This window comes from Pedobacter sp. UYP30 (assembly GCF_040547165.1).
GTDB lineage: Bacteria > Bacteroidota > Bacteroidia > Sphingobacteriales > Sphingobacteriaceae > Pedobacter.
Map to the genome: position 1 here is coordinate 1 of NZ_JBEPPD010000019.1, position 12619 is coordinate 12619.

At 37.7% G+C, this 12619-nt stretch carries 12 protein-coding genes; 6 read left to right on the top strand and 6 right to left on the bottom strand.

The genetic code is table 11. The annotated features are described in order from the left end of the window. Positions 1 to 641: 641 nt before the first annotated feature. The 3 genes from secDF to ABIB40_RS17045 all read left to right on the top strand — a co-directional run bounded on the left by secDF (position 642) and on the right by ABIB40_RS17045 (position 6129). Positions 642 to 3632, top strand: coding sequence for a protein translocase subunit SecDF (gene secDF / locus ABIB40_RS17035; RefSeq protein WP_354360599.1), 2991 nt, complete (start codon positions 642 to 644; stop codon positions 3630 to 3632). Positions 3633 to 3920: 288 nt separating this feature from the next. Continuing rightward, on the top strand, positions 3921 to 5279 hold the full coding sequence (locus tag ABIB40_RS17040; protein ID WP_354360600.1) for an NAD(P)/FAD-dependent oxidoreductase: 1359 nt from the start codon (positions 3921 to 3923) through the stop codon (positions 5277 to 5279). After that, a complete protein-coding gene (locus tag ABIB40_RS17045) occupies positions 5266 to 6129 on the top strand; it encodes a hydroxymethylglutaryl-CoA lyase (protein ID WP_354360601.1) in 864 nt (287 codons plus the stop codon). The genes ABIB40_RS17040 and ABIB40_RS17045 overlap by 14 nt, the downstream gene beginning before the upstream one ends. Here the strand turns inward: ABIB40_RS17045 and ABIB40_RS17050 are convergent. The 3 genes from ABIB40_RS17050 to fbaA form a co-directional block, all read right to left on the bottom strand. Further along, positions 6126 to 6548, bottom strand: coding sequence for a GNAT family N-acetyltransferase (locus tag ABIB40_RS17050; protein ID WP_354360602.1), 423 nt, complete (start codon positions 6546 to 6548; stop codon positions 6126 to 6128). The two genes, ABIB40_RS17045 and ABIB40_RS17050, sit on opposite strands and share 4 nt — an antisense overlap. Continuing rightward, positions 6545 to 7015: a low affinity iron permease family protein gene (locus tag ABIB40_RS17055; RefSeq protein WP_354360603.1), complete on the bottom strand. Its 471-nt coding sequence runs from the start codon at positions 7013 to 7015 to the stop codon at positions 6545 to 6547. Before ABIB40_RS17055 ends, ABIB40_RS17050 begins: the two co-directional genes overlap by 4 nt. Before the next feature lie 128 nt (positions 7016 to 7143). Then, the gene (gene fbaA / locus ABIB40_RS17060; RefSeq protein WP_354360604.1) at positions 7144 to 8223 is read right to left on the bottom strand and encodes a class II fructose-bisphosphate aldolase; all 1080 of its coding nucleotides are present in this window, start codon (positions 8221 to 8223) and stop codon (positions 7144 to 7146) included. A gap of 153 nt (positions 8224 to 8376) precedes the next feature. Between fbaA and accD the strand changes: the two genes are divergently transcribed. Further along, positions 8377 to 9222 (top strand): acetyl-CoA carboxylase, carboxyltransferase subunit beta, encoded by an 846-nt coding sequence (gene accD / locus ABIB40_RS17065; protein WP_354360605.1) that lies wholly within the window; start codon positions 8377 to 8379, stop codon positions 9220 to 9222. Between the two features lie 265 nt (positions 9223 to 9487). On the opposite strand, the gene ABIB40_RS17070 is transcribed toward accD, so the two are convergent. From ABIB40_RS17070 to ABIB40_RS17080, 3 genes are all read right to left on the bottom strand, one after another. Then, on the bottom strand, positions 9488 to 9724 hold the full coding sequence (locus tag ABIB40_RS17070; RefSeq protein WP_354360606.1) for a DUF1456 family protein: 237 nt from the start codon (positions 9722 to 9724) through the stop codon (positions 9488 to 9490). 96 nt (positions 9725 to 9820) lie between these two features. Then, positions 9821 to 11125, bottom strand: a complete 1305-nt coding sequence (locus tag ABIB40_RS17075) for a DEAD/DEAH box helicase (RefSeq protein WP_354360607.1) — start codon at positions 11123 to 11125, stop codon at positions 9821 to 9823. 36 nt (positions 11126 to 11161) lie between these two features. Beyond that, complete coding sequence (locus ABIB40_RS17080) at positions 11162 to 11377, bottom strand: hypothetical protein (RefSeq protein WP_354360608.1); 216 nt, start codon at positions 11375 to 11377, stop codon at positions 11162 to 11164. Positions 11378 to 11600: 223 nt separating this feature from the next. Between ABIB40_RS17080 and ABIB40_RS17085 the strand changes: the two genes are divergently transcribed. Both ABIB40_RS17085 and ABIB40_RS17090 read left to right on the top strand, forming a co-directional pair. Beyond that, positions 11601 to 12074 carry a ribonuclease H-like YkuK family protein gene (locus tag ABIB40_RS17085; protein ID WP_354360609.1) on the top strand — a complete coding sequence of 158 codons (474 nt, stop codon included), beginning with the start codon at positions 11601 to 11603 and terminating at the stop codon, positions 12072 to 12074. A 15-nt stretch (positions 12075 to 12089) separates the two neighbouring features. Further along, complete coding sequence (locus ABIB40_RS17090; RefSeq protein WP_354360610.1) at positions 12090 to 12614, top strand: TlpA family protein disulfide reductase; 525 nt, start codon at positions 12090 to 12092, stop codon at positions 12612 to 12614. The last annotated feature ends 5 nt before the right edge of the window (positions 12615 to 12619 follow it).

Here is a 12619-nt window from a genome sequence, read left to right on the forward strand (position 1 = left end):
TTTTTTTCGTCCAAATCGTCATGCAGAAACCTGCCCCTCTTCGATGTTTTTTGCTCTATTCCCCGCCCATATCCCTGAGCGGAGTGCAAAGATAGGGGAAAAATAGATACCGCTAAAATAAATCAACAATTATTTTTATATCAATAGCATAAAGACCTGAATTACAATATAAAAAAGACCAGTTCGTCAAAATTAGTCGAATGTATTAGACAAGAGTTGGCTGACAAAGATGAAAAATCGCACCTCACATTTTAATATAGCTATAAAATCCTACGAAAAAAAAACGCTCCTGAAATCCTTTCATTTCGATATTCGAAAAAACGAGCTAAATTCTACTACGTATATATATACTACCAACAGCGTCTTCATAAAAGCAAGTTCCGCTAAATAGAATAATATTGCCGTTCTAATTTCGAGATTAAAAAAGTCAGACCAAGAAAGCTATATATACTAAAGTAAGTCATAAACTCAAAGGCTAGATTCCATAGATTTTGCTGAAAAACAACTAATTATCAGCTCGGAAAATTACAGTCGGCCAATTCTTTTTAAATTAATATCCTATGAGCTGCTAAAAATTAAAAAATTGGTTAGCTTTGCCGAATTGTTGAAAACCAAAGAAAAAAATTATTTTATAACAAACTATGCAAGGAAAAGGTTTTATTAAGTTTATAGCGATAGTATTGGCTATAGTTTGTGCCTATGCACTATCATTTACGCTAGTATCCCAGAGCGTAGAAAAAGATGCCAGAAATTTCTCTAAAGGCGATTTATTAAAAGAAAAAGCCTATTTGGACTCGATGAGTGGGGAGAAAGTTTACCCTTTGTTAGGTTTTACCTACCAAGATGTAAAAGCGAAAGAGATTAATTTAGGCTTGGATCTAAAAGGCGGGATGAATGTTACAATGGAAATTTCGCTGGCAGAGCTGGTAAAATCCCTTGCCGATAACCCAGCAGACGCAAATTTCAACAAAGCAGTTCAGCAAGCCCAAGTGCAATTAAATGCGGGTGGCAAAGACTTTATTAAGCTCTTTGTTGACGATTTTGAAAAGTTAAGCCCTGGTGTAAAACTTGCAGAATTTTTCTCAAACCAAGATAACGCGACTAGGTTAAAGCTTAATGCGAGCAACTCTGATGTACAAAAATTCCTATCAGACGAAGCGAAAAGTGCTATTGACAGATCATTTGTTATCCTAAGATCTAGGATTGATGGTTTTGGGGTGGTAAGTCCAAATATGCAGAAACAAGAAGGCAGCAATAGAATTTTGATTGAGATGCCTGGTGTACAAGATAAGGAACGTGTTTACAAACTGTTGCAGGGATCTGCAGAACTTCAGTTTTGGCAAGTATTCCAAGTACAGGAAGTGGCTCCCTTGTTACAAAATATTGATAAAATAATCGCTGCAACTGTAAAAGATACAACGGCTGCCAAAAAAGATACCTCGACAGTTGCAGCTGTTGCTGGCGGAAAATTGGCCGGCTTAGAGAAAGCGGCCAAAGACACAAGTAAACAAGACAGCAAAATTGCGGGCTTAGGCAAAAAAGATTCTACTGCATTACTTGCACAACAAGCAAAATCAAATCCGTTATTCTCTGTATTAAGTGTCCCGACGTATCAAGGACAGAATGGTCAACAACAACTTAGGCCAGGGCCCATTGTTGGTTGGGTGTTGCAAAAAGATACTGCAAAAGTAAACGCCTATTTCAAAATGCCGTTGGTAGCTGCCGCTATTCCTTCTAACATGAAGTTTATGTGGAGCGTTAAACCAATGGAAAAAAGTAAGGTGTTTGAACTTTACGCCATTAAGGTAACTAACGCAGATGGAAAACCAGATTTAAGTGGAGACGCTGTAAGTGATTCCAGGGCAGATTTTGACCAGAAAAACCAGCCAGAGGTTACCATGTATATGACAAGCGAAGGCGCGGCAAAATGGAAAAAGATTACCGCAGAGGCTTCTGCAGATGCACAAGACAAAAAAGCAATTGCCATTGTATTGGATAACGCAGTTTACTCTGCACCTACCGTCCAGAACGAAATTCCAAATGGTGTTTCCTCTATTACAGGAAACTTTACGCAAGACGATACCAAAGATTTAGCAAACATTTTAAAAGCGGGTAAATTACCTGCACCGGCTCGTATTGCAGGTAGCTTTATTGTTGGGCCGACGTTGGGCGCACAAGCCATACACGATGGTTTAATTTCATTTATTATTGCCTTTGTGGTGATATTGATTTTCATGGCATTATATTATCATAGAGCAGGTTGGGTGGCCAACTTTGCCTTGCTGGTCAACTTATTTTTCATCATGGGTATTTTGGTGTCGCTTGGTGCGGTGCTTACCTTGCCTGGTATTGCAGGTATTGTGCTGGTGATTGGCTTGTCTGTAGATGCAAACATTTTGATCTTTGAACGAGTCCGAGAAGAACTCGCACACGGAAAAACCACCAATATTGCCATAAAAGAAGGCTTTAAGCATGCCATGCCTTCCATTATAGATAGTAATGCAACCTTGTTTATACTTGGTGCAATTTTATATTCGTTTGGTAGTGGCCCTGTTCAGGGCTTTGCAACCACATTGTGTATCGGTATCTTATCCTCGCTTTTTGCAGCAGTTGCAATCTCTAGGGTTGTATTCGATTCTTTGATAAACCGTAAGATTGAGGTAAGTTTCGATAACAAATTTACCCACGATGCTTTTAGACATATTGCGTTTAATTTTGTTGGTCGTAGGAAGATCTATTACATCATATCGACCGTGATCATCATCATGGGAACCATATTTTATTTTAAAAATGGCGGCTTAAACTTAGGTGTAGATTTTAAAGGAGGAAGAACTTATCTAGTTCACTTTGATAAAAATGTAAATACTGAAGATGTTAAAGCAAAGCTTACTCCTGTATTTGACAACGAAACGCCAGAGGTTAAAACAGCGGGAGGCGACGACCAAGTTAAAATTACAACCACCTATCATATTGCAGATCAAAGCACAAAAACAGATAAACTGGTAGAAGACGCTTTAAAGAAAGGTATAGCTGGTTTAGACAACAAATACGAAATTGTAAGTTCGCAGAAAGTTACACCTATTATTGCAAGCGATATTGTAAACGGGGCATTTTATGCGGTGCTGATTTCTGCATTGTTTATGTTCTTGTATATTGTGGTGAGGTTTAAAAAATGGCAATATGGCCTCGGGGCAGTTATTGCGCTCTTCCACGACGTATTGCTGGTGCTTTCGTTTTATACTATCTTAGACGGAATCATGCCATTCTCGTTAGAAATTGGGCAGGATTTTATTGCGGCTATTTTAACGGTAATGGGCTACACCATGACGGAAACAGTAGTGGTATTTGATAGGATTAGAGAGAAATTGAAAGAAGCTGGGAAGGTTGATTTGCATGGCAAGGAACGAGAACATCTTATTAACTTTGCGTTGAACAGTACCTTAAGTCGTACCATTTTAACCTCATTAACGGTATTCTTTGTATTGTTGGTGATTTTTATTTTTGGTGGGGATAGCATCCGCGGGTTTATCTTTGCCTTATTGATAGGCAGAATTATCGGTACTTATTCATCACTTTGTATCTCTACCCCAATCGTTATCGATCTAGGTAGCTCTTCAGAGAAGAGAGAATAAAAACTAAGTATAAATTGAAACTTAAGGCATCCTAAAAATAGGATGCCTTTTTTTTTACCCCGATTACAGTTTTGATCAAAATAATCGGTAGGCGACTTGCTAGCGCTAACGACAGGAGCGGCATCTTTTTTTGGGATTTTCTCCCGAAAAAAATACAGTCCCGCACGTGCGGGATGTTAATAAAGCGCCCAAATTTCTATTATATTAAAATTCGAATACTATTGGTGCTGATTTTATAATCTTTAAACCTTTTAGGTAATTCTTTGTTACCCCCTTAAACACAAATTCATGGATTTAATTTTTCCGAAAACAGAAAACCCCAGGGTTGTAATTGTTGGTGGTGGTTTTGGTGGCGTTGCGCTTGCAAAGAAACTCAATAAGAAAAAATTTCAGGTAGTTATGCTAGATAAGCACAATTACCATACTTTTCAGCCCCTGCTTTATCAAGTTTCTACTGGCGGACTAGAGCCTGATTCTATTGCTTTTCCGATAAGAAAAATATTTAAAGGGCAAGAAAACTATATTTTTAGAGTTACCAAAGTAACCGAAATAGTGGCAAAGGAAAAACGGTTGGTTACAGATATTGGTGTGATAGACTATGACTATTTGGTTATTGCAACTGGATCTGATACAAATTTCTTTGGCAACAAGGAGATAGAGGCGAACGCCGTACCAATGAAATCTGTACCCGAGGCGCTTGATTTAAGGAGCATGATTCTACAGAATTTCGAGAAATCTTTAATAGAAAATGATCTGGAGAAAAAAGATGCCCTCTTAAATTTTGTGGTTGTGGGAGGCGGTCCAACAGGTGTAGAACTTTCTGGTGCAATAGCAGAGTTAAAAAAACATGTGGTTCCGCAAGATTATCCCGAGCTAAATTTAGATAAGGTAAATATATATTTGGTAGAAAATTCTCCGGAACTGCTTGGACAAATGTCGACCCAATCTCAGGAGAAATCTAAGAAATTTCTTGAAAAAATGGGAGTTACTGTAATGAACAAAACTAGGGTTTTGGGTTATGATGGATACAAGCTTACGATAGCAGACAAACCTCCGATTTATACCTATACCGTTGTTTGGAGTGCTGGTGTTAAAGGAGAAATCATTCCTGGCTTAGATAAAGCAGAGGTTGTAAAAGGAGGCAAATTTAAATGTGACGAGTATAATAAAATAGAGGGTTACGATGATATTTATGCAATAGGCGACGTCTCTTCTATCGTTACAGATGCGCATCCACATGGCTATCCGGGCGTTGCGCCAACTGCGATACAACAAGGCAAACACCTGGCAAAAAATTTAATTAAATTGCAACAGCACCAACCTATTGAAAAGTTTAGTTATTTCGACAAAGGAACAATGGCTACTGTTGGAAGGAACAAAGCGGTGGTAGATATTAAAAAGCTACATTTCCAAGGTATATTTGCCTGGTACACCTGGATGTTTGTACACTTGATGACACTTGTAGGTTTTAGAAACAAAATTATAGTTTTTGTAAATTGGGCTTGGAGCTACTTCAGTTACGACAGGGGAACTAGACTTATTATTCGCACCTTTGCAAAAGACCGAAGTATAGATTACCGAGCCAAACAACCAGAAGAAGGCGAAACAAAGGCCGAAAAAGAGAAAGAAGCACATGCACCAGCCTGATAAATATAAACTTGTAGAATGCCCAAGAGATGCTATGCAGGGTATAAAAACTTTTATCCCCACGAAAACAAAGATAGACTATTTAAACCTTTTACTTAAAGTTGGCTTCGACACCCTAGACTTTGGCAGTTTTGTATCGCCTAAGGCTATTCCACAACTGGCAGATACCGCAGAAGTATTGGCTGGTTTGGACTTAAGCACTACCAAAAGCAAGTTATTAGCCATTGTAGCGAACGCGCGTGGCGCAAAAGAAGCCTGTCAGCATCCGGAAATTAATTTTTTAGGTTACCCATTTTCTATCTCAGAAACTTTTCAGCAGAGAAACACACATTCAAGCATCGCTCAATCTGCACAAACCGTGGATGAAATTTTAAATTTGTGCGATAAAACCAATAAAAAAGCTGTTGTGTACATTTCAATGGGATTTGGCAATCCTTATGGAGATGCTTGGAATTATGAAATTATTGAGCAATGGGCAACCGAGTTGATCAAAAAGGGAGTTTCCATTATATCGTTAGCCGACACCGTAGGCTCTTCTACCCCATCGCAAATTACGGACATTTTAACAAGTTTGATAAAAAAATTTACAAGTAGCGAAATAGGTATTCATTTACACTGTACCGAAGCCAATGCTTTGGCTAAAATAGAAGCCACGTATACAAGCGGCTGTACCAGAATAGACGGTGCATTAAAAGGTTTTGGCGGCTGCCCCATGGCCGAAGACCGTTTAACCGGCAACATAGCTACCGAACAACTGATGGGATTCTTGGAAGAGAAAGGCCATCAGTTGACGCTAAACAAAGGTTATTGGAACGAGGCGATGGCTTTTTCGACCAAAATTTTTGGTTAAACTGTCTTTACCATTTTATAATGCGTAATTCCAGCTTCTTCGAATTCCTTACCTTCCGAAACAAAACCGAATTTTGCATATAAACTAGTCGCGTCAAGTTGCGAATGCAAATAGATGTATTTGGCATCCTTCGGCAAATCTGATAAAACTTCGGCAATCAGCGCTCTACCTACCCCATGTTTACGAAATTCCTTCAACACGGCAAATCGCTCTAATTTATAGCCTTTATCTGTTTTACGCCAACGACAAGCGCCAACGGGTCTGCCATCTATCAATGCTATAAAATGAGTTGAGTCATCTTCATGCTCCCATTCTAACTCTGGCGGACAGTTCTGTTCTTTAACAAAAACCACATTTCTAATGGCAAAAACTTGGTCTAATTCTTCTTTTTGGGTTACCCTTTGAACTTGTAAACTCATTTCTTCTGTCTGTATTTTTTATATAAAGTAGCTTTCTTCTGATGAATATCTTGCGCAGCATCTATGGAATGCGAACGGAGAATATCTCCATCTTTTTTTGCAAGTTTTGCAAGAGTTGCATAGAAATTATGCAAATTATCTAATTCCTGTTCGGTTAGGTCTTCTATATTTACCATACGATTGCTGGCTCCATCAATCGCTGCAATTAGTTCATTTAATTTTAATTGTATGGCCTTCCCATCTTTATTTTGTGCTTTTTGAATGAGAAAAACCATTAGAAAAGTAATGATGGTTGTTCCTGTGTTGATTACCAGCTGCCAAGTTTCAGAATATTTAAATATTGGCCCGCTAATGCCCCAAACAATTACAATTAACAGCGCAGAAATAAACGCTATAGAACTTCCGGTAAACGTAGTTGCAGCATTTGCGAACCGTTCAAACAATCCGTTTCTTTTACCTTTTTGCATTATTTTGGCTGTATAGCATAGGAACAATAAAAAGCGCCATAAGTTTTATAATCTTACGGCGCTTTGAAGTTAATTCTGATAAAATAAACCCACAGAACCGAAGGGCTTTTCTCGGTGGGGTTTAACAATTAAAATTTGCTGTTTACGTCAATACAGTTTAAGTCTTCGAAAGCAACTTTTAAACGGGCAACAAACGTTTCTTCTGCTTTCCTCAACCAAACACGAGGATCGTAATATTTCTTATTAGGCTTATCCTCACCGTCAGGATTTCCAATCTGAGCCTGTAAAAATGGTTCGTTTTTCTTATAATAACCTAAAATTCCTTCCCAAAACGCCCATTGCATATCTGTATCGATGTTCATTTTTACGGCTCCATAAGAAATTGCTTCTCTAATTTCTTCTTGCGAAGAACCAGAACCACCATGAAAGACAAAATTTATCGGCTTTTCTGGAGAAAGGTTAAACTTCTCTTTTACAAAATCTTGAGAGTTCTTAAGAATAACAGGCTGAAGCTTAACATTGCCTGGTTTATATACGCCGTGTACATTGCCAAAAGCAGCGGCAATGGTAAACTTGGGCGATACTTCACTAAGCTTTTCGTACGCGTACGCAACTTCACTAGGTTGAGTATATAATTTCGAGCTATCTACATCGCTGTTATCTACACCGTCTTCTTCACCGCCTGTAACACCTAGTTCTATCTCTATCGTCATATTCATTTTAGCCATCCTTGCCAAATATTTTGCAGAGATTTCCATATTTTCTTCGATAGATTCTTCTGATAAATCTAACATGTGCGACGAAAATAACGGCTTACCTGTTTCGGCAAAGAATTTTTCGCCATGATCTAAAAGGCCGTCAATCCAAGGCAATAATTTTTTAGCTGCATGATCTGTATGTAACACCACTGCAACGCCATAGTGCTCTGCAAGTAAGTGAACGTGTTTAGCGGCAGACACCGCACCCAAAATACACGCCTGTAACTGATCGTTATTTAAAGATTTTCCAGCGTAGAATTGCGCACCACCGTTAGATAATTGTACCATTACCGGAGAATTAACAGCTTTTGCAGTTTCCATAACCGCATTTACAGTATTTGTACCGGTTACATTTACCGCTGGTAAAGCAAATTGATGTTTTTTTGCTTCCTCAAACAACTCCTGGAGCGCATCTCCATACACAACACCTTTGTAATCTTTTAAACTCATGTTTTTTTCTATTTTTGTTGAGCCCGAAGTTAAAAAAAATAATAATAATCCGTGAATTTGAGAAGCGAAAACAAGGATGAACCTCAATGTTAACAAATAGTTATGTTAAAATAATTTTTCGTTTCTTTGTAATCCAATTTTTTGCAGAATACTATGACTTGGTTCAAGAGAGAAAATAAGGGCATCATTACCACCACTCAAGAAAAAAAAGAGGCGCCAGACGGCTTGTGGAATAAATGTCCAAATTGTAAAAAGGCACTTCATCTTGGCGAATTACAAGAAAACAAATACGTTTGCCACTATTGCGATTATCATTTAAGAGTTGGTTCTAAAGAATATTTTGAAGTTCTTTTTGATGACAATGCTTACACAGAATTGTTTGAAAATCTAACCTCTGGAGATCCACTAGAATTTAATGACAATAAACCTTATACCGAGCGCATTGCCGAAAGCCAGAAAAAGACTGGGTTGAAAGATGCTTTGCGCGTTGCTACAGGAAAAATAGAACATCAAGACTTGGTGATTGCCTGTATGGATTTTGCCTTTATTGGTGGATCTATGGGCTCTGTAGTTGGAGAAAAAATTGCAAGGGCAATAGATTACAGCATAAAACATAAAGTTCCGTTTTTGATGATTTCTAAATCGGGCGGGGCACGGATGATGGAAGCCGCTTTCTCGCTAATGCAAATGGCCAAAACGTCTGCAAAATTAGCTTTGCTAAGTCAGGCTAAAATTCCTTATATTTCGTTACTTACCGACCCAACAACTGGCGGTGTTACAGCATCTTACGCTATGCTTGGCGACATTAATATTGCCGAGCCAGGTGCGCTGATCGGCTTTGCCGGACCTCGTGTAATTAAAGAAACCATTAAAAAAGACTTACCAAAAGGCTTTCAAACTTCAGAATTTGTGTTGGAACATGGCTTTTTAGATTTTATAGTAGATAGAAGAGCTTTAAAGTCAAAACTGGCATCCTTTCTTAAAATGATAAATAACTAGCTTAATCTAAGTTTGGCAAACCATCCTCAGGACGGAATTCCTTCAAGTTGGCTTGGCGGCAAAATTACCTCTTTTGAATAAAACTTATTCTTTCTGTACTGAAAGGTTTAAGTTTTTGGGGTGGTCAGAAAAAGAAAAGCAACTAGAAAAGGAGAAAACTAGTTATACAACTACGAAAAAAATTAAAAAAGGAGTTTGCCGTGCAAACTCCTTTTTTACTGTTCCTTTTTACGTATAATCAAACTCATACATAACTCTTATTAGACTATTTGTCGCCTTCAACGTCTTTACGGCCGCGCTTGTAAATAACCAATCCGTTTAAGAAATTTCGCAAAATCTGATCGCCACAAAGCTTAAAATTGGGATGATCCTCGCTTCTAAAAATATCTCCCAACTCTGCTTTAGTAACCTTAAATCCCACCAAATCACAAATTTCCATAATTTGATCAGTTCTTAAGGATAACGCCACCCTAAGCTTCTTTAAAATATCGTTGTTGCTCATAATTACTTTAATAAAAAACCTTTCTAAGTGCTTTACGCTGTTTTTTCTGTCTATTTTCTTTTATTTAAAAAATAAGTTGTTGTTGGTTTTGTAAGACTAACTGGCAACTTCGATTTTAACTTTTTTGCCTTTAATCTTTTCTCCGCTCAATAAATCTACCGTTGCTTTAACCTTAGCTTTTTTAACGGCAATATAACTGGCCCTGTCTTTAACATCAATCAATCCCAAATCTAGCTTTTCTAGCTTTCCTTTTTGCAGAAACAACCCTACAATGTCAACCTTATTTACTTTATCCTTTTTCCCTAGCGATAGGTATAAGGTTTGCCATTCAGTTTGAGCAAAAGATCCTAATTCCTTTGGGAGTAAAAATTCTTTGGTATCGCTTGGTAAATAATCAACTTCATTACTTTGTGAAGCAAACACAAATACATTACCGTTAGCATGCATTCTTGCCGTACGGCCATTTCTATGCGTAAAAATACTTTCTGAATGCGGCATTTGGTAATGGATGATGTTCTCGATTTCGGGAACGTCTAAACCCCTCGATGCCAGATCGGTTGTGATAAGCACATTAACGGTGCCGTTCTTAAACTTGAACAATGATTTTTCTCGCTCTATCTGCTCCATTTTACCATGAAATATTTCATGTTCTACATTCACATCGAACAAGAAATCGCTTAAATAAAAAATCGTTTCTCGTTCGTTACAAAATATAAGCGTTGGTTTATCTGCTTTGCATATAAGTAATTTTAGCAGCAAATCTTCCTTGCCAATGGAATTTGCATCTAACTGATAAAAATTAATTTGTGGCGCATAATCCTCAGCCTTAGAAAAATCGAGCGTTTTTGGGTTTGTCAACCTAATAAAGCCCGGCAACTTACCCATTTTAGTGGCAGATGTTAGCATATATTGGCCAAGCATACTTAAACGGCCTACTATATAAGCCATATCTTCCTCAAAACCAAACTCTAAAGATTTATCAAATTCATCTAATACAAGTAGTTTTACGGCAGAAGCATCGAAGTTTTTTCGTTCCAAATGAAAAGCTATTCTACCAGGCGTACCGATTAACACGGCCGGTGGAGCGGCAAAATTATTTTCTTCTGTGCGAACGGAATGACCTCCGTAGCAGCTGTTTATTTTAAAATTACTGCCTAATTTTTTAAATACTTCTTCTATCTGCAACGCCAATTCTCTTGTCGGAACAAGAATTAATGCCTGTGTATGAGCAATTTTTGCGTCTAGATTTGCCAAAAGAGGCAGTAAAAAAGCCAATGTCTTCCCAGAACCTGTGGGCGCATTAAGAATTAAATCTCGCTTTTGGTTTATTACCTCTGCCGCAGCTAGTTGTATATTGTTTAAAGAAGATATGTTTAACTTGGTAAGGGAGAATTGATTCATTTCAATTCAAAGGTAAACATTTATTAATTTTTGCGCCTACTTAAAAGATAGCGCCTTATTTTTTAGCACCAAAAATTTTAGTTTTTGATCCAACATCGCCATCATCTGCCCCTCTTTTGCAATGCCGTTGGTTAACCTTTTTTGCACATACTTTACAGATTGGATAAGCTTTCCTGTCCATTCATCTGTAACTTTATAAGTCCTGCTTTTTTGAAGCAACTTAAATTCCGCAATCATTTCGCTCTTCATCATGGTTCCCGCTTTTTAACTCAGCTCTAATTTAGGCATATTTTTTACTATCAACAAAAACAAACTGGTTAAGCAGCGGTGGTTAACATACCACACTTAATACCGCACTAACCTGTTGACAACTAAACAATTGTTAGAAAAAAAAGACATTACTCACACTAGAATTTATAAACAAATAACTTAAATTTAGCAACACGTTAGGTAAACAGTTTAGAAAATACACAGTATGATCTGGAAAAAATTTAGTGGAGAAACGGTTAAGACCCCAATTTTAGAGGAAGTAGAAAGAGCAATTGTTAGAGAAACCCACAACGGGTATAAATTAAAAGTTTGCATTGGGACAGACTCTCAGGTAAAAGGAAAGATTATAGATTTTGCCACCGTGATTGTATTGGTGCGCGAACATCACGGTGGTTTTATGTACATCAACCAAGATAAAAGCCACTTACACATGAGCATTAAAGAACGCATGCTTATGGAGGTTCAAAAATCTATTGAAACGGCGTATTCTGTCTGCGACTTATTAGATTTGTACGATGTAGCCTTGGAAGTACACGCCGACATAAACACAAATCCATCTTTTAAGTCGAATAAGGCTTTAAATGATGCCATGGGATATATTTTAAGCATGGGCTTTATTTTTAAGGCTAAACCAGAAGCATTTGCCAGTTCTACTTGTGCAGACAAAATGGTACATTAATTAAAAAACAAAACAATGAAAAAAATAATTCTAGTTGCAATATGTGCGTGTTTTGGCCTTGCGGCTATGGCACAACATAATGATGGCACTTATACAAAAGTTGGCGACCAAGTTCCAAACTTTACCTTTCAACTGGAAAAAGCAAAAACCACTTCAATTGAAGCTTATAAAGGAAAATTAGTGCTCATAAATTTATTTGCTACTTGGTGCCCGCCGTGTAATGAAGAATTACCCAGGGCGCAAAAAGAGATTTGGGACAAATACAAGAACAACAAGAATTTTGCGTTTTTCGTATTTGGCAGAGAACAGGGATGGGATGTGCTTACGCCGTATAAGCAGAAGAAGGGATTTACTTTTCCGATTTTACCAGATGCCGACAGGGCCATCTTCAGCAAATTTGCCAAACAGTCTATCCCAAGAAATATTTTGGTTGACGAGGACGGAAGAATCATCTATCAATCTATTGGTTATAGCGCGGATGAGTTTGACGGTTTGTTGAAATTAATTTCAAAAAACCTAGACAAAACATCAACAAAATAACAAGT